This window comes from Actinomadura sp. 6K520 (genome assembly GCF_004349245.1).
Lineage (GTDB): Bacteria > Actinomycetota > Actinomycetes > Streptosporangiales > Streptosporangiaceae > Spirillospora.
This window is the reverse complement of the sequence record NZ_SMLC01000002.1, coordinates 116,771-139,001: the sequence shown is the minus strand read 5'-3', so window position 1 is coordinate 139,001 and position 22,231 is coordinate 116,771. Positions and strand designations below refer to the sequence as shown.

Sequence of the window (22,231 nt, the reverse complement as noted above, 5' to 3'; positions counted from 1 at the left end):
GGAGCGGCCTGCGCAGGGCCGGTTGTCTTCGAGGCCAGAGCCGTTACGATGAAGCAAGGCAACATCCTCACGTGGTCTGAGCTGGATCAGGGGACGTGCTGTTGGCTGGGTCGGTGTGTGGGCACCGGCCTGGCCTGTTTATTGGGCGAGATTCTGTCGCTGCTGAGTGCTGCCACCACCTCTTCTGAGCGGGAGTCGACACCGCGTGCACCTCCGCCGGTTCGCCGCTTGTCTCTTCAGGGCCTAGCTGTATAGTGACTGCAGCACCTGCCCTTGGCAAGTGCCAATGGAAAGGGACAGAGGCTTCTGCCCGGGGTGATACCTCTCGATTCCTCTCGATTGGGACACGAAGCGACAGCTGATGCCTATGTGCCGTATCGGGTTCAACGGAGAACGGAGGCGGCGGCGTGGCCTCTGACAGTCCTACGCTGCGTCGGCGCGAGCTCGCGGCCCGCTTGCGCAAGCTCCGGCTTGAGTCGGGAAAGAGCATCGAGGAGATCGCCGAACGGCTGCTGTGCCATCCCACGAAGATCAGCCGTATGGAGACCGCGAAACGGGCGGCCAGCCTGCGCGATGTGCGGGATCTGTGCGGGATCTACGAGGTCGACGCCCGGGAGCGCGACGAGTTGATGCGGCTGGCGCGCGATGCTCGCCAGCAGGGCTGGTGGCAGCACTATGGTGATCTCGGAATCGCCCCGCTGATCGGCCTTCAGGATGCGGCCTCCTCCATCACCGATTACGAGTCCTGCATCGTGCCGTCGCTGCTCCAGACGGAGGAGTACGCGCGGGCGATCATCCGAGGACTCGCCCCCCGGATGCGCCAGGAGGTCCTTGAGGAGCGCCTCGAGGCCAGGATGCGGCGCCAGGAGATCCTCTACAAGGAAGAACCTCCGCATTTCTGGGCTCTGCTTGACGAGGCGGTCCTGCGACGTCATGTCGGCGGCCGGGACCTCATGAAGCGGCAACTCGACAAAATCGTTGCCGTTGGCCACCAGTCGAACGTGACAATTCAGGCTATTCCCTTCCAGGTCGGCGCTCATCCGGGGCTGGACAGCACCTTTGTTTTTATGAGTTTCGACGATCCCGGGCTCTCCCCTGTGGTTTTCGTGGAAGGTCTGGTGGGGAACATTTACCTCGAACGTGAAGTCGATATCAATCGATATCGGGAGGCGGTCGAGCATCTGCGTGCCGCAGCTCTCGGTCCCGCTGAGTCGCTCGACTTCATCTCGCGTCTGTCAATACAACTGTAAGCAGACTACTTTCATCCGAAAAGAGATCGAATGCCTACGGATGCGTCCGACGACCCTAAGTGCGCCGAGTTGGAATGGCGTACCGCGACCGCCAGTGGTGCTGGCGACTGCGTCCAGGTCGCACGATCGGACCACGGAATCGCTGTGCGGGACTCCAAGGACCCGTACGGACCGCGTCACTCCTATCGGCCGGACGAGTGGGCGCGATTCATCGCCCGGATCAAGATGGACGCGCCGGACCTCACAGGGTGAACTGCGCCGGCCATGGGGCTACATGTCGTCGAGGCTACGAGCGACCTCGACGATCAGACTTTCTGACTGCCTGTCGCTCAGTGCGGTCTGCCTAAGCGACAGGAACGCCGCACGATGTGCGGCAGTCTCCGCGCATGACCGGACATAGGTGACGCTTCCCGGTGTCCTTTCCAGGTAGAGCACATGGCCGAGCCCCTCGGCGAAGCTGAGGAGGCCGAACGGTCCTCGGATCCCGAAGCTCTCACCCTCGGAAAGGGGCAGAACCTGAACGGTGATGTGCGGCATGCGGGCGAAAGTCAGGATTTTGCCGATCTGCTCGCGCATGACGTCGGCGCCGCCCACCCTGCGCTGAATCACGGATTCGTCGATGACGAAGACCTGCAGCCGTCCCTCCAGTTCCGCCTGCCGCCGCATGCGCATCTCAACGAGCGCGTTTAGGCGGCTCTCGCCGATCCCAGGGAAGAACTGCCGCAGCACGGAAACGGCATACCTCTCGGTCTGCAGCAGCCCCGGAACGAGGGCGGACTGGAACTGCTCGACTTTGGACGTTCCGGCCTCATGTTGCAGGTACGTGTAGAAGGCCGGGTCGTCGATGTGCGCTTTGTAGGGCTCCCACCATCCGGCCGTGGCTCCCCCTTCGGCCAGTCCGTGGAGACGCTGCGAAAGCTTCTCGTCATCGATGCCGTAGAAACCGATCAGCTCGGCCAGCTCCGCCGGTGCGGGGAGGTCGAGACCGCTTTCGATGCGGATCAGGCGACCTGTCGGCCATCCCAGTCCCGCGGCCGCCTCGTCCTCGGAGCGTCCGCTTCGGTGACGGATCTCGGTCAGTTGCTTGCTGAGAAGTGCTCGTTGGACAACCGGCCCCGGACTCGAGGTCATGCCAACTCCTAGATCGTCACCAGAGCCCGCCGGCCTGCTGGCCTGGCGGGCCCATGGTCCCTGACCGATGGATCGCCGCGTCTTCGCTTTCGGAGTTGCCCCCGGGGAGAACCTTTCACCCGGGGTTTACCCGCTGATCGTATGGTACTAGCCTGCGAAGCCGATCCCATTGATCACTGGACGGCACCCTCATCACAACTGCCCCATCATCAACATGCGACCTCCGGAGCTTGGCGTCAGTGCCTTTCTGTCCGGAATCGGCCGCTGACCGGGAATCAGGTGACTACGTAAGAAGTGCGTCACCTGACGCAGAAGCATCTTGAATACTGTGTATGTGGCCGGAGGCCGTAGAGCGTCCGCCGGGGTGGCGAATGCACGATGAATGATCAGGCTAAATACGGGTCGAACATGCCCAAGGGGGCGTGGCTGAGCTTGTCCCGCAGAGATTAAGCCACGTGAAGTCTTCCTTTCGCCATATCGGACCACACTTTTTCGTCCAGTGGCGAAATTAAGGCGTGAAGCTGATGTGAAGCCGGGCTGAAGCAGGTGGACGGTTCACTCGCCTTGAGTCCACCTGCTCGCAGAGCTGAGCAGGACGGGAACCGAACGGAGACAGCATCATGCTTTGGAAAACTCGCTGGTCCGGTCTCAGGAGGGCGGCGATGGCGGTCGTTGCCTCGGGTGCGCTCGGTGCCTCGGTCATCGCCGCCGCGCCGGCGCAGGCCGCGCCGGCGCGGCAGCCGGTGGGGAAGCGGGCGGCGGACCGGATCGTCTGGGTCTATGTGTGGGCGACCAACGTGAACGTCCGTACCGGCGGGACCAGGGCGTGTACCGAGTACCCGTCCACGGGCAACTGCCCGACGATCATCCGGAAGGTCTCCAAGCAGGAGATCGGTGTGTACTGCCAGAAGCGGGGGCAGCCGGTCTCCGACTCGGGGTACTACAGCGAGTGGTGGTCGTACACCTACAACGGTGGCTACCAGCCCAGCGGCTGGGTGAGCAACGTCTACATCCGCGGGAAGGCCCACCTCGACGGGGTGCCCGACTGCGCGTTCTGAGCGGTCAGGAGCCGGCTTCCAGGGTGAAGGCCAGGAGCGCTGCGGCGAAGTCGCCGGGGGCCCGCAGGTGCGGCTGGCCGGGGAGGCCGGGGAGGACGACCAGGCGGGCGTCGCGTGCCAGGTCCAGTGCGAGGGCGTCCTTGGGGGCGAGCCTGTCGAACTCGGCGTTGAGGAGGAGGACGGGGACGTCCGCCGCCGCGAGGGCCTCCGAGGGGTCGAAGCGGAACGCGGCCTGGTAGCCCCACTCGTAGCGGTCCGCCACCCGCATCAGCTCCACTACGGCGAGGTGGAGGAGTTCGCGGGGGAGGTCCGGCCCCCAGCTCCGCAGGTAGCGTTCGACGGCCCAGGTGAACTGGGAGCCCCGGTCGTCGAGCGGGGCCTCGGGCGTCCATCCCGCGATGAAGCCGGCCCGCTCCTCCGGGGTGAACAGCGGGACGCCGCTCAGGGCCAGGCCCGCGGCCGGCAGGTGCGCGGCGGCCGCGAGGGCGAGGGACGCTCCGCTGTGCACGCCGGCGAGAACCGGCCTCTCCATCCCGATCCCGGCCGCCGCCTCCGCCAGGACGCGGCCGTAGTCGGGGATCTCGAAGCCCGGTCCGGGGGGCGGGTCGGACGCGCCGTAGCCGGGGGTGTCGAAGGCGACGGCGCGGGCGCGGCGGCCGAGTACGGGCAGGACGTCCTCGAAGACGCGGGAGGACAGCGGGGATTCGTGGAACAGCCCGATCCAGGGGCCGGAGTCACCGCAGGCGCGGTAGTGGACCTGGCCCCACCCGGTGTCGACGTAGCCCCTGGTCATCAGTGCTCGCGCAGGAGGGTTCCCGCGCCGTACACGCGGTCGTCGATGCCGTTGTCGCGGAGGGCCATCCACCAGGTGGCGGCGTTGATCGCGATGACGGGGAGGTCGAGCCAGCGTTCGGCCTCGTCGGCCGTGCGGACCATCGACAGGTTGGTGCCGCACTGGACCAGGGCGTCGACCTCGCCCGCGGCCAGCTCGCGCAGCGCCGCGCGCAGCTCGGCGTCGGTGACGTGCGCGATCGACACGGCGGTCGGGCACTTGAGGCCGATGATGCGGTCGACCTCGAAGCCGAGTTCGGTGAAGAACCGCCGGACGTTGACGTCGCCGACCGGCTGGTACGGGGTGACGACGCCGATGCGCCGCGCCCCGTAGAGCTTCAGCGCGCGCTCGCACGCCTCGGCACCGGTCGCCACCCGCAGGCCCGTGATGGCGTTGATCTGCTCGACGAACTGCCTGTTGCCCTCGATCCCGCCCCAGAACGTCTCGGCGGACATGCCCATCACCATGTAGTCGGGCTCGCAGGTCAGGACCCGCTCGCAGGCCGCGCCGATCTCGTCGCGGATCTGCGCCAGGAGCCGCTCCATGCCCTCGTCCCCGGCCATGTCCTGGTCGCGGATGTGGATGCGGGAGAAGTGGGACGTCACACCGGGGACGCTCATCCGGTGGAAGTCGGGTTCGACGATGGTGTTGGTGGACGGCGCGATCACGCCGAACTTGCGCCGCCAGCCGAGTGCGTCCGTCACGCCGCCGCCCTTTCCCCGGTCCGTTCCGTTCGGGTCCGTGTCGTTCTGGTGAGGTGCCAGGCGGCGAACGCGAAGGCGGCCTGGGCGAGGGTGTTGCAGGACTGCTCCACCCACTGGAGGGGGACGGACTGCTCGGCGCGCGCCGCCATCGGGCCGAGCAGGTACTGTCCGGCGAGCCAGAGGCCGAAGAGCGTCGCCGCGAGCGGGTCGCCCGCCCGCGCGGCGGACCGCGCCAGCAGGACGGCGGCGGCCGTCACAGCGACGATCGTCCACAGCAGCGCGGGCCAGGTGTCGCGCAGGACGGCCGACATGGCAAGCGCCGTCATCGCCGGGACCGCGAGCACCGCCGGATGCGGCGGCCGGCGCGACTCCCGGGACAGCGCGTACGCGAACGCCGTGAAGCCGATCGCCAGCAGCGGGAACAGGGCGCCGCGCAGCCAGGGGAGGTCCGGGCCGCCGAGCGCGACGACCAGCTTCCAGGTGGCCTTGCCGAATCCGCCCGCCACGACCAGGGCGGCGGCCGCGGGCACCAGCGGATGCCGGTGCCGCAGCATCGCCATGCCCAGCGCGGTCAGCGCCACCGGCACGAAGTCCTCGGCGGCGAGCGCGACCGGGTAGTCGGTCATGCTTCCGCCCCGAACAGGTCGCGCCTTCGGAACGGGGCCAGCGTGAACCGGGCCATGACCTTGGGGGTGGTGAGCCAGGCGACCGTGCCGCCGTTCCTGGTCCCGGCGAGAATCCGCTCGGCCAGCCAGGGCGTCACCGTCTCCACTCGGTCGGCGAGAATGTTGAAGATCTTCTTCGCCTTGGCCAGCTCGTCGGGGGAGTAGTCGCGGAGCAGCAGGTCGGTCACGACCATGCCGGGGGACAGGTGCGCCACCCTGACCGGGCCGCCCCTGACCTCCCTGGCGAGGCCGGTGGTGAGGTAGTCGGTGCCGCGCTTGGTCGCGCCGTAGGCGATGAGGCCGGGGACGGTCCGGCCGTCGCTGCCGAGCCCCGCCATGTTCCACACGGTGCCGCCGCCCTGGGCGGTCATGCCCCGCACCGCGACGGCGCTGCCGTGCATCACGCCGAGCAGGTTGGCCGCCACCACGGTTTCGAGCTGCTCGGGCGGCAGGTCGGTGAGGGGACGGCGGGAGGTGGACACCCCCGCGTTGTTGATCCAGTGGTCGATGTGCCCGAACGCCTCGGCCGCCGCGTCCCAGAGGGCCTGCACCTGGTCCCGGTCGGCCATGTCGCAGACCACGCCGACCGCGCCGTCGCCAAGTTCGGCGAGTGCCTTGCCGACCGACTCGCCCGACCGGCCGCAGATCGCGACGCGGACGCCGCGGGCCAGGAACTCCGCGGCGAGGCCGAGCCCGATGCCGCGGGTCCCGCCGGTGATGACCACCGCCCGGCCCGTCATACCCCGGCCTCCCAGCTCAGGACGCCGTGCAGGACGGCGTGCAGGACGTTGCCCCTGAACAGCTCGTACACGACGGTGAGGGTCTCGCCGGCGGTCATCCCGGGGGTGGCGTCGACCATGAACTCGCGTCCCTTGGCCTTCCACACGTCGTCGGAGAAGTGCAGGACGGGGTAGTTGGCCCGGCCGAACGCCTGCGCGTTGCCCCAGGCGTCCGGGCCCTCGTAGAAGGAGCGAGTCCCGTCGCGGCGCGCCTCGACCGTGTAGGCCCGGTCGAGGGCGCCGGTCCAGGTGACGTGCTGGCGGGTGCGCAGCAGGTCGACGGGCTCCAGCCCGATCGACACCGTGACCTCGCCGGCCGGTTTCTGGTCGGCGCCCCACAGCTCGCACGTCCCGCTGTACGCGCCGCGTTGCTTGGTCGGCAGGATGTACGGGACCGGGCCGTGCCGGGTCTCCTCCGCGAGGAACCGTTCGATCGTGTCCCTGGTCGCGGGGTTGGTGTCGTAGTCGGTGGTGCGTTTGTAGACGCCGTTGAAGCAGCCCACGACCGCCCAGCCCTGGTACAGGGTGGACGAGTACACCTGGGTCTGGCCGTCGGGCAGCACGTGGTTCCAGGTGTTGAGGTCCACCTGCCAGCCCGGCCCGTAGTAGTGCGCGTCGACGAACCCGCCGTAGGGCTGCCCGGTGCCGTGGAAGTCGGGCCCGGTGTAGACGCGGTCCCCGTCGGAGTCGACCACCCCGAACGCGAACGGCGCGCCGAGCCGGAACCGTCCCGCGAGGGGGCCGCCGCCTTCGAGTCCGCCGTCCATGTAGTACGTGGTGACGCCGTCCGCGAAGACCGAGGAGCGGCGGATGTCCTCGTACCCCTGCCAGGTGCCGGCCGCGTCGAACAGGGACGGCCGGCCGTGCCACTCGCCCTCGATGCGGCGCTGCCACTCGCTCGGCTCAGCCATCGGCGGCGCCTCCGCCCGGCCGGTGGTCGCTGAGCAGGTCGTTGCTGAGCAGGTCGTTGCTGAGCAGTTCGGCGCGCAGCTCCTCGGCCTGCGCGTCGCCGAGCAGCCGGGCCACGTTCGCCCACACCGGGTCCACCTCCGGGCTGAACAGCGCGGCGCGGTTGCGGGCGTCGCGCGCGGCGAGGTCGGTGCCGGCGAGCGTGCCTAGGACGTCGCCGGGGACGCCCTTCACCAGCAGGTCGCGCCAATGCTCGAAGTAGCGGTCGAGGTAGGTGCCGATCTGCGCGAAGTGCTCGTCGTCGGCCCGGTTGACGAGCATCCAGGGCGACATCATGGCGTGCTGCCGGGGGCCGATCGCCGCCGTGGACGGCCCGAACCGCTCCTTGACCTCCTCGTACACCGGCGTCAGCGGCTGGAACACCGCGTTGACGTACGCCAGGTGCGCGCCGAGGTCGACCCGCGGCACGAGGTCGATGTGGTAGGCGAGCTGCCCGCCCGCGAGCACCGAGTCGAGCGTGAAGTGCGGGACGGCCGAGTCCGCGCCGGTGAACGCGAAGATCATGTGGCTGTCCATGCCGATCCGGTCGACGGTCAGGCCGATGCAGACGACCTTGGCGATCCGCTCACCGGTCAGGACCGTCAGCGTGCCGGCCGGTTCCGGGGACAGGACGCTGGTGAGCACCTTCTCGCGGACCGTCTCCAGCGGCTCGACATCGGCCAGGGCCGCCAGCGTCCGGTCGTTCAGCGCCTTGGGCGCGGACACGCTCACTCGCCCTCTCCTTCGCCGCCGGCCCCGTCGAGGGGCACCGGGACGCCGCCGCGGGGGCGGTGCTGCCAGGCGCGGGCCAGTTCCGGATTCTCCCGGCGGGCGGGGGACGGGATCACGGTGGCGCTGCCGCGCCTGCCGTTGACCGGCAACTCCTCGTCCTCGCCGAGCCACCAGCCGTCGGCCATCAGCTTCTGGCGGCGCCGCCGGTAGGCGACCTGGAGGGCGTCGGAGCGCAGGTGCAGCTCGCCGGGCAGGTCGTAGGGCAGCAGCTCCGGACGCTGGGTCTCCACCACCACCTTGTCCTGCAGCAGGATGCTGCGGATCCGCTTGCGGGCGTCGTTGTCGGCCCACTTGCCGGTGAAGAAGTTCCGGTATCCGACGATCTTGACGAGGGTGCGGTGCCGGTCGAGCGGGACGTTGTGGTCGTAGAGGATCATGTCCCCGAACGGCAGCCGGACGTGCAGCTTCACGATGTTGGGCAGGTACCAGCCGTTGGTGACGACGACCTCCTCCGGCCGCCCCTTGTACAGCCGTTTCCACAGGCCGCCCGCCGGTGGCGGGCTGAGCCGGATGTCGGCGGTCGCCGACCACTCGTCCTCGGTGACCTCGTAGTCGGGGATCTCCGGCTTGTCCGGATTGCCGAACCGGGTGCCGTGCACGAACGGCGTGTGCGCGGCGTCCACGACGTTCTCGAACGTCCGCTCGTAGTTCGCCTCGATGACCATCTCGACGTACACGGTGCGGAACGCGGGGTCGTCGTGCTCGGGGAAGTGCGGGAGCGGCGGGCGCTCGTCCTCCGGCAGGTCGCCGAGGAACGCCCAGACCATCCCGTACCGCTCCTGGACGGGATAGGAGTCGACGCGGGCCCGCTTCGGGATGCCGCGCCCCTCCGGATTGGCGGGGATCTTGCTGCACGCGCCGTCCGGCTCGTACTGCCACCCGTGGTACGGGCACGCGAGCCTGTCGTCGACGAGGGTGCCGCCCGACAGCGCGGCGCCGCGGTGCGCGCACAGGTCGGACAGGCACACCGCGCCGCCGTCGCGTTTGCGGTAGAGGACGAAGTCCTGGCCGAGGCAGGTCACCCGCTTCGGGGCCCGGGTGACCGCGTGCGCGAACTCGACCGCGTACCAGAAGTTCTTGAGCATGACGGGCTCTCCCTATCGTCGCCGCAGGTCGATGAGCGCCGGGTCGGCGGACGGTTTTACGTCCTCCCCGCGCACGTGGGCGCGCAGGAAGCCGGCGACCAGGTCCGTGAAGGCGCGGCGTGCCTCGGCGGGGTCGGTCTCGGGCGGCAGGTCGAGGAACGCGCGGGCGGCGGTCGGGTCGACCGGGTCCGCCACGGCGAAGTGGTTGGCGCCCCGCACGACGGCCAGCAGGTCGCGCGGATCGTGCAGCGCCTCGGTGAAGGTGCGGGTGACGGGGTCGGACGGCGCGTCCTGCCCGTACCGGTCGGAGCTGCCCATGATGACGCCGTCGCGCGTGCCGACGCCGAGCAGCACCGGGCAGCCGGCCTGCGCGGGCAGGACGGTTCCGGCGGGCCAGCCGAGCATGGTGGCGACCATGGTGTGCGTCCCGTAGCCGAAGCAGGCCCGGACGCCGGGGACGAACCGGGCGGACTGCAGCACCACGGTGCCGCCCGCGGAATGCCCGCCGAGGGCGATCCGGGTCAGGTCGAGCGAACCCTTGAGCAGGTCGATCCTGTCCAGCGCGTCCAGGACGGCGGGCAGGGCCGGGCAGGTCGGCCGCGTGCCGTAGGTGCCGGGCCTGGCCGCGTCCAGGTCGACGCCGGGGGTGAGGCCGTACCGGCCGCCGAACAGCTCGGCCACCCGGTCGAACGTCACGACGACGAATCCGGCGGCGGCGATGCCGGCCGCCAGCGGGCGGTAGACGGCCTGCTCGACGTTCACCCCGGAGCAGAACACGACCACCGGGTAGGGGGCGCCCCGCGGATCGGCCGGGATCTCTCCCGACAGCCGCTCGGCGTCGGTGCCCTCCGCGCGGGCCGGGTAGTACACCTTGAGGTGCGCGGTGCCGAAGGGCGCGGGGCCGCCGGTGTCCGCCGACCACCACAGCGACCGGACGTTCGTCATGGCCGGGGCAGCTTCCGGTCGCCGCCCCACAGGGCGCGGACGAGCCGGTCGGTCAGCTCCCGGCCGAAGTACCGGACGCCCATCACGTTCGCCGGGTCGCGTTCGGCGATGTTGCGGCGCGTCGCCAGGTCGGCGGCGGCGAGCGCGGCGCGGTCGGCCGCCGGGACGGGCTCGGCCTCGTCCACCCAGCCGAGCCAGCGGTCCACGTGCCCGGTGAGCAGCCGCTCCACCAGGTCGATGTTCTTCTCCTCGCGGGGGAAGGAGTGGCAGTGGGCGGTGGGGGACAGGCTCGCCCGGATGAACCCGGCGCGGCTGGTGAACCATTCCAGCTGCGGGTTCTGCTCCCGGACCGCCAGCCACTCCGCGTTGAGGGGCTCGTAGTAGGCGTCGTAGTACTCGCCGTCCGCGAGCAGGTTGGCGCGGGGCACCGAGTCGACGTAGAACCAGCCCTCCGGCCAGACGAGCAGCGCGACGCCGAGGTGCGGCACCCGGATGTGCGGGCCGAGCCACACCGTCAGGTGCAGGTTGGCGAAGCCGGCCGTGGGGTTGCCGAGCCAGGAGTGGACCATCCAGTCGACCTCGGGCCCGCTGTAGGCGGCCAGGCGCCCGCCGGGGCTCTCGGGCGGGTTCCCGTACGACTCCAGGTCGTCGGTGGACGGGTCGCGCGCCAGCTCGAACCGTTCGTCGATCCTGGCCTTGAGGCCGTCCAGGATCGTGCCGAACCGGTGGAAGGTGTCGGTCACGTCGACGGCGGGGGACTCGTCCACCATCTGCTCGACGTGCTGCAGGGTCTCCTTCAACGGCGCACTCCGCTCGGGTCGTCGTCGGCCAGCGCGGCGACCGCGTGCGCGGGACGCCCGCCGACCAGGTCGGTGTTCTTGGACACGAGCCGGTTCACGGCCTGCGCGGGATGGACGGCGGCCACGGTGACCGGCCCGGACGCGCGGGTGACCAGGGGGTGGCTGATGCGGCCCTCGAACGGCCCCGCCCAGGACGTCCACAGGGTGAAGTCGGCGGGCAGCGCGAGGACCACGCCGTCGTCCGGCCCGGAGGCGACGACGTTCAGCCGGTTCTCGGCGGCGCGTTCCGGCAGGCCGAGGGCGATCTCCCAGTCCTCGGCGGGGGTGCACGGGACCGCGACGGCGTCGGCGTCGGCGATGGCGGCGAGCCGGAAGACCTCGGGGTAGAGGGCGTCGTCGCCGGGGACGAGCGCGAGCCGCCCCCAGGGGAGGGCGAAGACGGCGAGCCGCTTGCCGTACTCGGTGGCCCAGCCGGAGTGCCGGGCGCAGGCGTGCAGCTGGGGCTGGCTTCCGGCGAGGCCGCGGGCGTTCACCAGGTAGGCGGCGTGCGCGGCGCCCGCCCGGACGGTCGTCACCGCGTGCGCGGTGGTGCCGTCGAGCGCGGTGGCCAGCGCGGCGACGACGGCGCCGGGGTCGGCGTCCACGCCGAACGCCAGTTCCGGGAGGACGATCAGCTCGGCGCCCGCCAGCGCGGCGTCCCGCACCAGGCCGGGCGAGCGGACGGCGGCGACGTCCACCTTCGCCTCGCCGGGCGGTGCGGATCGGGGACGCGGTGCCGCCACGATCGGCGTGTACAGCCGCGGCCTGCGGGCGGCGAACAGGTCGGTGCCGTCCGGGCGGGTCTTGCGGTCGGCGAGCGACGGGTCGATGTCGGCGACGACGACGGCCTCGCCGGTGCGCGGGCCCTTCGCGACGACCGTCCCGTCGGGGGCGACGATCTGGCTCTCGCCCGCCCCGTCCAGCAGGCCGGCCGGGACGCCGAGCCGCTCGGCGATCGCGGGCAGCAGGTCGGCGGGCAGCAGCGGGCCGACCTTGTTGGCCGCCACCACCCACACCCTGTTCTCCGCCGCGCGGACCGGGACGTGCAGCCCGGCCTCGTCGGTGGCGAACGAGTTGAGGCTGTTCAGCAGCACCTGCGCCCCGCGCACGGCCAGGTCGCGGGGGACGTCGCTGGTGACGCCCTCCATGCACGCGTACATGCCGAGCCGGCCGTGCGGGGTGGCGACGACGGGACCGGCGGCGGTGCCGGGGTCGAGGTTGTCGCCCTCGGCGCCCATCAGCGTGAGCTTGTCGGAGCGGCCGAGGAGCGCGCCGTCCGGCCCGTAGAGCAGGCTGCCGACGGTGACCCGGCCGCCGGTGGTGAGGGTGACGTTGACCTTGACGTACGCGCGGTGCGCGGCGGCCCGCTCCTTGATCGCCGTGAGGAACGGACCGTCCGGGGTGCAGGCGTGCCGGAGGGCCTCCGCCCTGTCCGCGTACCAGGACAGGCGGTTGCAGAACTCCGGCAGGACGATGATGCTCGCACCCTCGGCGGCGGCGCGGTCGATCATGCGCAGGCAGGTGGCGAGGTTGCCGGGCACGTCCCGGCCGGCCGCGAACTGCACGGCGGCCACGCGGACCGGACCCATCGGGCCTCCCGGTTCCTCTAGCGAAACGCTGTTTCCAAGACACTACAATCGCGGTTCCCGGTCCGCCAGATCCCGCGGGCGGAAACTTCCCGCTCACGGGACCGGCGGCCGCCGGGAAGGAGCCGTTCCGGGGGGTGGGGGGCGGCCCCCACCGGTGACCGGGCGTCAGGAGGCGCCGGTCAGGGTCTGGATCCTGCCCGCGCCCAGTTGCGTCTGGTAGTAGGAGCCGCCGGGCAGGTAGGCGGGGGTCTGCGTGCCGTTGAAGGCGTCCTTGGCCCAGGCGACCGCGAACGTCTGCAGGACCGCGACGTTCTCCGCCTTCGGCGTCCCGCAGGCGATCGTCCCGACGGAGTCGGTGCTCGCGCCCTCGGCGTCGGTGTGCGCGCCGCCGGGCAGCCGGACGCCGACGAACGGGGAGCGCACGCCCGCCTGGACGGCGTCGGTGCCGCTGCCGCCGTTGTTGCAGGTGCCGTCCGGCGCGGAGATCGTGCGGACCATGCGGCCGGTGCCGTCCACCGCCCGCAGCCCGGTGCCGAGGTTGTCGCCGATGAACGACTTCACCGGGTCCAGCAGGACCAGGCCGCGCACCCGGGCCCACGCGGCGGCGTTGTCGGTGCGGAGCCGCCCGGCCACGTAGCCGACGGCCTCGCCGCCCGCCGAGTGCCCGGAGAGGACGAGGGAGCCGGGCAGCGCGAGCCCGGGGCGTCCCGCTTCGGCCTTGGCCCTGGCGAAGCTGCGGCCGAGCTTGTCGGACGGGTCGCCCATCTTGGCGAAGAGGTCGGCGACGTTGCCGAGGAAGGCGGTGTTGTTCCCGATGTTCTGCAGCGTGCAGCCGAACAGGTTGGCGCTGGGCAGGGTCGGGGCGAAGACCAGGTAGCCGGCCGCGGCGTACCGGGAGGCCAGGTCGGCGACGTGGTCGTTGGCGCGGGCGAAGCCGTGCTGCAGCCACACGAGGCCCTGCGGGGAGCCGGAGGGGAAGTACCAGTCGGCGCTCTGGTTCAGGGTCGTGAACGCGCAGCGGATCTCGACGGTGGTCTGGACGCGGGAGACCGCGGCGTGCGCGGGGGCGAGGGGGCCGAGGGCGGTCAGGGCGAGGGTGGCGGCGCTGGCCGCGGCCAGGGTCCGGACGGCACGTACGGGGCGCATGCTGCCTCCGAAGGCAAACCTCTGTTTCCATGAGAGAAACAGAGTTTCCAATATGGCCACCTCAATTAAGCACTCCGGGGCGCGGGAAGGCAATGGCCCTGGGGCGCGGGCTCAGGAGGGGTAGGCGCCCGCGCTCATGCCGGTGCCGTCCGCGCGGAACGCGGCGGGGGCGTGGATCGCGCACGTCTGCGCGTACTCAAGCAGGCCCTCGGTGCCGTACTCGCGGCCGTGCCCGCTGCGCTTCACGCCGCCGAACGGCGCGCGCAGCGCCATCCCGGTGCGGTTGTGGGTGTTGACGAAGGTGAAGCCCGCGTCGAAGCGGCGGGCGAACGCGAACGCCCGCTCCTCGTCGGCGGACCAGACCGACGCGCCGAGGCCGAGGTCGCCCGCGTTGGCGCGCGCCACCACCTCGTCCTCGTCGTCGTAGGCCAGCAGCGGCACGACCGGGCCGAACTGCTCTTCGGCCACCACCGGCGCGTCGTCGGCCACGTCCGTGACCAGGGCGGGCCGGACGAAGTGCCCGCGTCCCATGTCGGCCGTGACGGTGCCCAGCCCGGTGACGGTGCCGCCCCGCCGCCGCGAGCCGGAGACCAGCGCCCGGACGCGGTCCGCCGCCGCGGCCGAGATGACCGGGCCGACCGTGGTCGCGGCGTCGAGGGGGTCGCCGAGCACCAGCGTCCGCGCGGCCGCCGCCAGGTAGGCGTCGCGGACCTCGGCCAGCCGCGCCCTCGGGACGTACAGGCGCTTGGCGGCCATGCACACCTGGCCCGCGGTGGCGAAGGACGCCAGCACCAGCCGGTCCATCGCCGCGTCCGCGAGGTCCGCGTCGTCGAGCAGCACCACCGGGTCGTTGCCGCCCAGCTCCAGCAGCGCGGGGGTGATCGCCTTGGCGGCGGCCGCCCCGATGGCGCGGCCCGCCTCCGCGCCGCCGGTGAACGCGACGCGGTGCACGCGGGAGTGGCCGGCGAGCGCCCGCGCGGTCCCGGCATGGCCGTGCACGACCCGCACGAGCCCCGGCGGGAACGCCGCCATGACGCGGGTGACCGCCAGCGGCGCGAGCGGCGACGGCTTGACCACCACCGTGTTCCCGGCCGCCAGCGCGGGACCGGCCTTCAGCAGCGTGAGGATGACGGGCGCGTTCCAGGGGGTGATGGCCGCGACGACCCCGTAGGGGCGCCGGCGCAGGACGAGCCGCCCGGCCGCGTCGTCGGTCTCGTGGTCCGCGAACACCGCGGGCGTGCGCTCCGCCGCCCAGCGCAGGTAGGCGGCGGCGAACCGCAGCTCGCCGGCGCAGTCGGCGCGCGGCTTGCCGGACTCGCGGGCCAGCAGCTCCGCCACGCCTGGCATCGCGTCGACCGCGTCGGCGGCCCGGAGCAGCGCGGCGGCCCGGTCTTCGACCGGCACGCGGCACCAGTCGCGCTGCCGGGCCTCGGCCTCCCGGACTGCCCGGTCGACCTCGGCGTCGTCCGCGACCGGCACCCGGCCGACGACCTCGTCCAGCCGGGCCGGGTTCTCCCGGACGATCTCACCGGGCATCAGGCGACCGCACCGGGCGTCACGCGACGTCCCGCAGCGAGGCGATCATCGACGTGCGCAGCAGGTGCCGGCGGGCCGCGGCGGGGTCTCCGGCCAGCCTCCGGAGCTCGTCCCGGTACCCGGCCGGGTCGCGCATCCGCTCCCAGTTGGCGTGGGTCAGCCGGCCGACGAACGACCGCGCGACGTCGCGGCGGGCGGCGGCGACGGCGTCGAGCAGGGCCTCCGGGCCGCCCGCCAGGACGTCCGCGAGCGCGCCCGCCAGCAGCACCGCGTCGTGGATGCCGCTGTTCATGCCCATGCCGCCGAGCGGATTGTTGACGTGCGCCGCGTCCCCGGCCAGCAGCACCCGGCCCGTCCGGAACGTCTCCGCCACGCGCTGGTGCACGCGGTACAGGCTGGCGTGCGCGACGTCCCAGGTGACGTCGGCGACCCCGCGCAGGCGCTCGGGCAGCCGCGCCAGCTCGCCGGCGTCGGGGGTGTCCTCGGGGGTCGGGAACAGGACCCGCCAGTGGTCCGGGGTGCGCAGCAGCACCAGCCATTCGCCGGGGTCGAAGACGTAGTTCACCGCGGCGATGCCGGGCAGCAGGTCCTCGACGGCGGTCCGGGTGGAGGCGACCAGGAACCGCTCGGGGTAGGTCATGCCGTCGAAGCCGATGCCCAGGTCCTGCCGCACCGCCGAGCCGGCGCCGTCCGCGCCGATCAGCCAGGCGCCGCTGACCCGGTCGCCGGCGGACGTCGTCACCTCCACCCCGTCCGGGCCCGGCCGGACCGCGCGCACGGCCGCGCCGAACCGGACCGCACCGCCCGCGGCCACGAGGTGGTCGCGCAGGATCGGGGTGAGCTTGCCCTGCTCGCACTGGACGCGGAACGGGTACGGCGTGTCGCCCGCCAGCACCGCCAGGTCCAGTTCGGCGACGACGCCGCCGCGCCGTTCCCGGTACTGGAAGGTCCGGGAGACCAGGCCGCGCTCCAGCAGCGGCTCCAGCACGCCGAGCCCGTCCAGCATCTCCAGCGACGGCGGATGGAAGGTGGACGCACGCGACTCCGCGGCCAGCCCCGGTTCCGCCTCCAGCACGGTGACCCGGACACCGCGGCGCGCCAGGGCCAGCGCCGCGGTGAGCCCCACCGGGCCCGCCCCTGCCACCAGCACCGGCACCGGCGCCATCACGGCTCCCGGGAGTGCAGGGCGAACCCGTTCTCCACGCCGACGACCCGCGGGTTGGTGAAGAACCGCAGGGTCTCGGCCGTGCCCTCCTCGCCCAGCCCGGACGCCCCCCACGCGGGACGGGGCGCGAACAGGTGCAGGCTCAGCACGCTGGAGCCGTTGACCTTCACCTCCCCGGCGCGGACGCGCCGCGCCACGGCGAGGGCCGCGTCCTCGTCGGTGCCGGTCACGTACCCTTCGAGCCCGTACGCGGTGCCGTTGGCCAGGGCCACCGCCTCGTCCAGCGTCCGGTAGGGGTGGACGGTGGCGACCGGCCCGAAGATCTCCTCGGTGGCGTCGCCGGGGTCGACGTCCGTGACCAGCGCGGGGGCCAGGTAGCTGCCCTCGTCCGGGACCTTGGTGGTGGCGAGGACCCGGCCGCCGAGCGCGTCCCGCCGGGCGGCGACCAGGTCGCGGTGGCGCGAGTGCACCAGCGGCCCGAGGTCGGTGTCCTCGTCCAGCGGCGGGCCCGCGCGCAGCGCCGCGAGCCGTTCGCCGATCGCCTCCAGCAGCGCGTCCTGGAGGGGCTCGGGCACGATGAGCCGGCCGAGCGCCCGGCACCACTGGCCGTTGAGCGTGGTGAGCAGGTCCACGGCGGTCCGCGCGGCCCGGCCGGGGTCGGCGTCCGGCATCACGACCAGGGGGTTGTTGCCGCCGAGCTCCAGCTGGACGGGCTTGATCCCGGCCGCGCAGGCGGCGGCGACCGACCGGCCGCCCGCGGCGCCGCCGGTGAACGAGACCGCGCGGATCCGCGGGTCGGCGGTCAGCCGCGCGCCGGTGGCCCCGGTACCGTGCACGAGCTGGAAGACCCCGCCGGGGACGCCCCGGTCCGCGAGCGCGGCACCGACGGCCTCGGCGAACCGCTGGGCCCCGTACGGCGCGTACTCGCTGGGCTTGAGGATCGCCGGGCAGCCCGCGGCCAGCGCGTTGGCCACCTTGTGCGCGGCCATCGGGGCGGGCGCGTTCCACGGGACCAGGCACAGGGCGGGCCCCCACGGCAGCCGCCGCACCTCGGCCACCCCGCCGTCCTCGCGGGTGAAGGACGTCTCCAGCCCGCCGCCGCGCAACTGCTCGGCGGCCAGCCGGAACGACCCCGGCACGATGACGCCGAGCGGGACCGCCTGCCGGATCGGGACGCCGGTGGCCGCCGCCTCCAGGGCGGCGATCTCCCGGGTCACCGGTTCCAGGGTGCCCGCGACCGCGTCCAGCAGCTCGGCGCGCTCGGCGGCGGGGCGCGCGGCCCAGCCCTCCGCCGCGTCGCCGGCCGCGGCCAGCGCCCGTTCCAGCCGCGCGGGGCCGGTGACGGGGGCGGGCCCGGCCTCCTCACCGGTGGCCGGGTCCTCCAGGACGGGCCCGCCGCCGGGAGCCGCGGCCCACTCCCCGGCCACCAGGTCACGGTGCGGGGAGTTCACCGCTGGACGCTCGCGAACAACTCGTTCTCCTTGTTCTCCGTGATGACCTGGGCGGCCTCAAGGCGGCCCCGCTCCGCCGGGAAGGTCATCACCAGTCCCATCGCGAGGTCGCGCAGCGCCCGCCCGATCACCCCGTCCATCGTGGCCGCGGAGGTGCCGCACGCCTTGAACGCGCCCAGCACGACCTGGAAGCACGCCTCGGTGATGTCGCCCTTGGCGATCCGCCACTGGCGGTACACCTCGCCCTTCGGCAGCAGCGGCGGCTCGGAGGTCTCCAGTTCGAGCTGGCGGCGGATCCACAGGTAGGCCGTCTCCAGCCGCTCGGTCATGTCCCCGATGATCACCTGGTGCATCGGCGAGGACGCGATCGGCCGGCCGGAGTCGGCGAAGGTCCGCCGGGTGAGCCGCTCGACGGCGAAGTCGTAGACGTGCTGCGTCGCGCCCAGGTAGCAGGCCGCGATGGCGAGCTGGTTGCCGACGAAGCTGCCGCGGCTCATCCGCAGCATCCGCACGAACGCGCCGGGGACGGTCAGCGCCTCCTCCGCCGGGACGAACACGTCGGTGAGCGTCACGCCGTGGTTGTTGGAGGCCCGCATCCCGAGCCCGTTCCACGGCTCGCGGGAGACGACGCCCGGCGCGTCGCGCGGCACCAGGAACAGCGCCAGCCCGTCGGCGCCGGTGGTGCCGTCGAGCCGGGCGGTCACCAGGTAGGTGTCGGCGACGCCCGTCGCGCAGCCGAACGACTTCACGCCGTTGAGCAGCCAGCCGCCCTCGGCGGGGGACGCGGTCGTGGCGATGGCGATGTTGGCGCTGGAGGACTTGACCTCCTCGCTGGCGAAGTTGGCCATCCACGTCCCGGCGGCCATCCGGTTCAGCACCTTCTCGGCGAACGCCCGCACGGGCTTCACCTCGTCGTCGCCCTCGAACAGCCCGGCCTCGATCGCCTCCAGCGGCAGCAGGCCGCGCGAGGCGCTGGTGTTGTGGAAGAAGTACGACAGCGCGGTGGACGGGCAGGCCGTGCCCATCGCGTAGGTGGCGGCGGCCAGGTCGCGCAGGCCGCCGCCGAGCCCGCCGTACTCCGCGGGCACCACGAGGCCGAGCAGCCCGGCGTCGCGCAGCAGCGCCACGTGCCCGGACGGGAACTCGGCGGCGGCGTCCGCGGCGGCGGCGGCCGCGCGCAGCCGCGGCAGGACGGCATCCACGCGCTCCGCCCGCGCCCGCTCGGCGTCGGTCATCTGCTCCACGAGCCGTGCGCCGGTCGGCGTGCTCGGCTGGGTCATCGGCTGCATTCCCTTCGAACTGGTCAGGAGGCGGCCCGGTGGGTGCGGCCGGGTAGGGCCGACCCCCAGAGCGCCTCCAGGTCCGCGGCGGCGGCCACCAGGGCGGCCCTGTCGATCGGGGTGGCGACGTCGAGCCGGTCGGCCAGGAACAGCAGGTCCTCCGCGCACAGGCCGCCGTCGATGCCGCCGAGCGTCACGTCGAAGCTCCGTACACCGCTCTTCATCGCGGTCAGCGCGTTGGCCAGGCCGAGCCCGTACGCCTCGCGCAGCCGCACCCGCAGCGGCACCGGCCGGGCCCGCGCCACCGCCTCCTGGAGCACGTTGCGGACGAGCAGCGGCGAGGCGGCCTCGGCGCCCTCGTCGAGCGCGATCTCGGCGCACCCGGCGGCGGCCAGCCGGTCGACGGCGGCGAGCACGGCGGCCTCGCGGCCGGGCGCGAAGACGTCGCTCACCCGGCCCACCACGGCCAGGCCCCGTGTGCGGGCCGCCGCGATCAGGCGGGGCGCGTGCGGCCCGTCCGCGATCTCGGCCGTCACCGGCGAGTCGCGGGGGACCCGTGTCAGGGACGCCGCGTCCTCGACCAGGACCGACCACGACGGGCACCGGGCGCCGTGCGCCGCGCCGTCCGGTTGCGCGCCGTCCGGTTGCGCGCTGTCCGGTTGCGCGCTGTCCGGCAGCGGGCCGGGCGGGACCGGCGTCCGGACCCGGACACCGGCCGCGCGGACCGACTCCAGCAGCCGGGCGGCACCGGCCCGGGTGACGCGGGCGGGCGCGCCGCCGGAGGCGGCGAGCCCGCGGTGCAGCGCGGCGGCCAGCCCGGTGTCGGCGATCGTCACCTCGTCCGGCAGCGGGTCGGCCAGCTGCCCCCAGGCGCGGGAGTGGAACAGCAGCGGCGCGGTGCGCCGCGGCGTCTCGGCGGTCAGCACCTCGCCCACGAAGATGGTGTGGTCGCCGCCCGGATACGCGTACACCACCCGGCAGTCGAGTCGGCCGAGCGCCTCCGCCAGCACGGGCGCCCCGGTGGGGGCCGGGGTCCAGGTGCCGTGCGCGAACCGGTCGCCGGTCCCGCGCCCGGCGAACCGGTGGCCGATGACCGCCTGGTCCTTGCCGAGGAAGCTGACCGCGAAGACGCCGCTGCGTTCGACGAGCGCGTGCGTGTGGATGTCCCGGGACAGGCAGACCAGCACCAGGGGCGGGTCGAGGCTGACGCTGCAGAACGAGCCCGCGGTCATGCCGTGCCATCCGTCCCCGGAGGTGGTGGTGACCACGGCGACACCGGTCGGCCACTGGCCGAGCACCGAACGGAAGGTCTGTGCGTCGACCGCCACGGCACCGCGCCCTTCGTTTCGCTAACGGAAACACCGTCCCACTCACGGTAACGAGGCCGCGGAGCGGGTGTCAACGCCCCGGGCGGTGACAAGTGTTCCGTCAAGGGAAACGCGATGCCCTAGACTGCGGCTGACCCCACCCCGTCGGAAGGAACCGCCGTGTCGCGTAGCGCGACCTCCCGGAGCGTCTCCGCGTCCCCCGCCGAGGAGGGCGAGGGGCAGAGCCGGTCGATCGCCGCCGTCGAGCGCGCGATGGACGTCCTGCTGCTGTTCGGCCGCAGCGGCCGGCCGGACCTCGGGGTGACCGAGATCGCCACCGAGCTGGGGCTCACCAAGGCCGCCGTGCACCGCATCCTGACCGCGCTGCGCAGCCGCGACCTGATCGCCGTCGACCCGGTGACCCGCCGGTACGCGCTCGGGCACGCCGCGATCGCGCTCGGCCGCGCCTACCTCGCCAGGATGGACCTGCGCGCGCTGGCGGCGCCCGAGCTGCGCCGCCTCGCCCAGCAGCTCGGGGAGACCGCCACCCTGTCGATCCGCCGCGGCGACACCCGGCTCTACGTCGACCAGGTCGTGCCGCCGCACGAGCTCCGCGTCGAGGTCAGCCTCGGCATCCCGTACCCGCTGCACGCCGGCAGCTCGTCCAAGGCGATCCTGGCCTTCCTCGACGAGGCCGAGGTCGGCGCGCTGCTCGGCCGGCACGGGCTGGAGGCGCTGACCGACCGGACGATCGTGGACGAGGAGCGCCTGCGCAGGGAGCTCGCCACGATCCGCAAGCGCGGCTACGCATCCTCCCAGGGCGAGCGCCAAGAGGGGACCGCCTCGATCGCCGCGCCGGTCTTCGACCACGACGGCCGGGTGATCGCGGCGCTGAGCGTGGCCGGCCCGCAGACCCGGTTCCGGCCCCGGCTGGCCGAGTGCGCGCCGCCGCTGCTGGAGGCCGCGGCGCGGGTGTCCGGCAAGCTCGGCCACGGCGGCGGCTGAGGCGGGGCCCACGTCACAGGTTGGCGCCGGGCTTGAGCACGCCCAGGACGGCGGCGCCCAGGACGGACGCCCAGATGCCGAACACGTACGGCAGGCACCCGTCCACGGCGCGCTTGAGCGTGCGCTCGACCTCCGGGGTGGAGCCCCCGCCCATCAGCGCGCCGAACGCGGGGCCGAAGGGGCGCAGGGTGAGCCGGATGCCGAGCCCGCAGGCGATGGCGGCGGTGTAGAGCGCGACCTTGCCGCCGAGCCAGCGCGGGTCGGTGGTGACGCCGAACGGCCGGTCGGCGAGCAGCGTGTACGCGGACAGGGCGGCGAGCGCGGCGATCAGCCCGATCCGGACCGCCCAGTCGGCGCGGCGCACCCACGGGAAGCGCCCGTGCGTGCGGTGGTCGGCGATCGTGGCGGCCAGCCAGCCGAGGGCCAGCAGCCACACGAGCACGACCTGCCACCGGCCGAAGACGGGCACGCCGAACAGCTCCGCGCCGTGCGGCTCCAGCGCCATGAGCGTCACGCCGCTCGGCAGGAACAGCACCAGGCAGATCTTCGGGCCGAGGTCGAGCCCGCTCATCACGCTGAGCGCGGTGGCGCGTGCGGCGGGGGTCAGGTCCGGCCTGAGGACGAACCGGCTGGAGTAGAACACCCCGAGGTCGCCGCCCAGCCAGAAGACGAAGAGCACCAGGTGCAGCAGGATCCACCAGCCGTGCGCGTGCGCTCCCACGGC

Annotated in this window: 22 protein-coding genes; 4 read left to right on the top strand and 18 right to left on the bottom strand. The window is 72.9% G+C overall.

What is annotated here, in order from left to right:
* Nucleotides 1–407 precede the first annotated feature (407 nt).
* Together E1289_RS01375 and E1289_RS01370 are read left to right on the top strand one after the other, a co-directional pair.
* Nucleotides 408–1,250 carry a helix-turn-helix transcriptional regulator gene (locus tag E1289_RS01375; RefSeq protein WP_131974350.1) on the top strand — a complete coding sequence of 281 codons (843 nt, stop codon included), beginning with the start codon at nt 408–410 and terminating at the stop codon, nt 1,248–1,250.
* 30 nt (nt 1,251–1,280) lie between these two features.
* Complete coding sequence (locus tag E1289_RS01370) at nt 1,281–1,502, top strand: DUF397 domain-containing protein (protein WP_131974348.1); 222 nt, start codon at nt 1,281–1,283, stop codon at nt 1,500–1,502.
* Nucleotides 1,503–1,520: 18 nt separating this feature from the next.
* Here the strand turns inward: E1289_RS01370 and E1289_RS01365 are convergent, their stop codons facing one another.
* Nucleotides 1,521–2,381 (bottom strand): helix-turn-helix transcriptional regulator, encoded by an 861-nt coding sequence (locus E1289_RS01365; RefSeq protein WP_131974346.1) that lies wholly within the window; start codon nt 2,379–2,381, stop codon nt 1,521–1,523.
* A gap of 662 nt (nt 2,382–3,043) precedes the next feature.
* On the opposite strand from E1289_RS01365, the gene E1289_RS01360 reads away from it, so the two are divergent.
* Nucleotides 3,044–3,439, top strand: coding sequence for a hypothetical protein (locus E1289_RS01360; RefSeq protein WP_131974344.1), 396 nt, complete (start codon nt 3,044–3,046; stop codon nt 3,437–3,439).
* A 4-nt stretch (nt 3,440–3,443) separates the two neighbouring features.
* On the opposite strand, the gene E1289_RS01355 is transcribed toward E1289_RS01360, so the two are convergent.
* From E1289_RS01355 to E1289_RS01280, 16 genes are all read right to left on the bottom strand, one after another.
* A complete protein-coding gene (locus E1289_RS01355; RefSeq protein WP_131974342.1) occupies nt 3,444–4,232 on the bottom strand; it encodes an alpha/beta hydrolase in 789 nt (262 codons plus the stop codon).
* On the bottom strand, nt 4,232–4,975 hold the full coding sequence (locus tag E1289_RS01350; RefSeq protein ID WP_131974340.1) for an arylmalonate decarboxylase: 744 nt from the start codon (nt 4,973–4,975) through the stop codon (nt 4,232–4,234). The genes E1289_RS01355 and E1289_RS01350 overlap by 1 nt, the downstream gene beginning before the upstream one ends.
* Complete coding sequence (locus E1289_RS01345; protein ID WP_131974338.1) at nt 4,972–5,601, bottom strand: hypothetical protein; 630 nt, start codon at nt 5,599–5,601, stop codon at nt 4,972–4,974. Before E1289_RS01345 ends, E1289_RS01350 begins: the two co-directional genes overlap by 4 nt.
* Nucleotides 5,598–6,380, bottom strand: a complete 783-nt coding sequence (locus E1289_RS01340; RefSeq protein WP_131974336.1) for an SDR family oxidoreductase — start codon at nt 6,378–6,380, stop codon at nt 5,598–5,600. The genes E1289_RS01345 and E1289_RS01340 overlap by 4 nt, the downstream gene beginning before the upstream one ends.
* Nucleotides 6,377–7,330, bottom strand: coding sequence for a hypothetical protein (locus E1289_RS01335; protein ID WP_131974334.1), 954 nt, complete (start codon nt 7,328–7,330; stop codon nt 6,377–6,379). The genes E1289_RS01340 and E1289_RS01335 overlap by 4 nt, the downstream gene beginning before the upstream one ends.
* Entirely contained in the window at nt 7,323–8,099 is a 777-nt protein-coding gene (locus tag E1289_RS01330; protein WP_207928711.1) for a hypothetical protein, read from the bottom strand. Before E1289_RS01330 ends, E1289_RS01335 begins: the two co-directional genes overlap by 8 nt.
* Nucleotides 8,096–9,244: an aromatic ring-hydroxylating dioxygenase subunit alpha gene (locus E1289_RS01325; RefSeq protein WP_131974332.1), complete on the bottom strand. Its 1,149-nt coding sequence runs from the start codon at nt 9,242–9,244 to the stop codon at nt 8,096–8,098. The genes E1289_RS01330 and E1289_RS01325 overlap by 4 nt, the downstream gene beginning before the upstream one ends.
* 12 nt (nt 9,245–9,256) lie before the next feature.
* The gene (locus E1289_RS01320; RefSeq protein WP_207928710.1) at nt 9,257–10,189 is read right to left on the bottom strand and encodes an alpha/beta hydrolase; all 933 of its coding nucleotides are present in this window, start codon (nt 10,187–10,189) and stop codon (nt 9,257–9,259) included.
* Nucleotides 10,186–10,989: an oxidoreductase gene (locus E1289_RS01315; RefSeq protein ID WP_131974330.1), complete on the bottom strand. Its 804-nt coding sequence runs from the start codon at nt 10,987–10,989 to the stop codon at nt 10,186–10,188. Before E1289_RS01315 ends, E1289_RS01320 begins: the two co-directional genes overlap by 4 nt.
* Entirely contained in the window at nt 10,986–12,617 is a 1,632-nt protein-coding gene (locus E1289_RS01310) for a nitrilase-related carbon-nitrogen hydrolase (RefSeq protein WP_131974328.1), read from the bottom strand. The genes E1289_RS01315 and E1289_RS01310 overlap by 4 nt, the downstream gene beginning before the upstream one ends.
* A gap of 165 nt (nt 12,618–12,782) precedes the next feature.
* Nucleotides 12,783–13,763 carry an alpha/beta hydrolase gene (locus E1289_RS37925; protein ID WP_165970289.1) on the bottom strand — a complete coding sequence of 327 codons (981 nt, stop codon included), beginning with the start codon at nt 13,761–13,763 and terminating at the stop codon, nt 12,783–12,785.
* Nucleotides 13,764–13,874: 111 nt separating this feature from the next.
* Complete coding sequence (locus E1289_RS01300) at nt 13,875–15,299, bottom strand: aldehyde dehydrogenase family protein (RefSeq protein WP_131974326.1); 1,425 nt, start codon at nt 15,297–15,299, stop codon at nt 13,875–13,877.
* Between the two features lie 19 nt (nt 15,300–15,318).
* On the bottom strand, nt 15,319–16,464 hold the full coding sequence (locus E1289_RS01295; RefSeq protein WP_131974324.1) for an FAD-dependent oxidoreductase: 1,146 nt from the start codon (nt 16,462–16,464) through the stop codon (nt 15,319–15,321).
* Complete coding sequence (locus E1289_RS01290) at nt 16,464–17,915, bottom strand: aldehyde dehydrogenase family protein (protein ID WP_131974322.1); 1,452 nt, start codon at nt 17,913–17,915, stop codon at nt 16,464–16,466. The genes E1289_RS01295 and E1289_RS01290 overlap by 1 nt, the downstream gene beginning before the upstream one ends.
* The gene (locus tag E1289_RS01285) at nt 17,912–19,195 is read right to left on the bottom strand and encodes an acyl-CoA dehydrogenase family protein (RefSeq protein ID WP_207928709.1); all 1,284 of its coding nucleotides are present in this window, start codon (nt 19,193–19,195) and stop codon (nt 17,912–17,914) included. The genes E1289_RS01290 and E1289_RS01285 overlap by 4 nt, the downstream gene beginning before the upstream one ends.
* A 23-nt stretch (nt 19,196–19,218) precedes the next feature.
* Nucleotides 19,219–20,523 (bottom strand): flavin reductase, encoded by a 1,305-nt coding sequence (locus tag E1289_RS01280; RefSeq protein ID WP_131974320.1) that lies wholly within the window; start codon nt 20,521–20,523, stop codon nt 19,219–19,221.
* A gap of 159 nt (nt 20,524–20,682) precedes the next feature.
* Here E1289_RS01280 and E1289_RS01275 point away from each other — a divergent pair, with 159 nt between their 5' ends.
* Complete coding sequence (locus E1289_RS01275) at nt 20,683–21,507, top strand: IclR family transcriptional regulator (protein ID WP_243712538.1); 825 nt, start codon at nt 20,683–20,685, stop codon at nt 21,505–21,507.
* A gap of 13 nt (nt 21,508–21,520) precedes the next feature.
* On the opposite strand, the gene E1289_RS01270 is transcribed toward E1289_RS01275, so the two are convergent.
* Nucleotides 21,521–22,228 (bottom strand): hypothetical protein, encoded by a 708-nt coding sequence (locus tag E1289_RS01270; RefSeq protein WP_131974318.1) that lies wholly within the window; start codon nt 22,226–22,228, stop codon nt 21,521–21,523.
* Between the last annotated feature and the right edge of the window lie 3 nt (nt 22,229–22,231).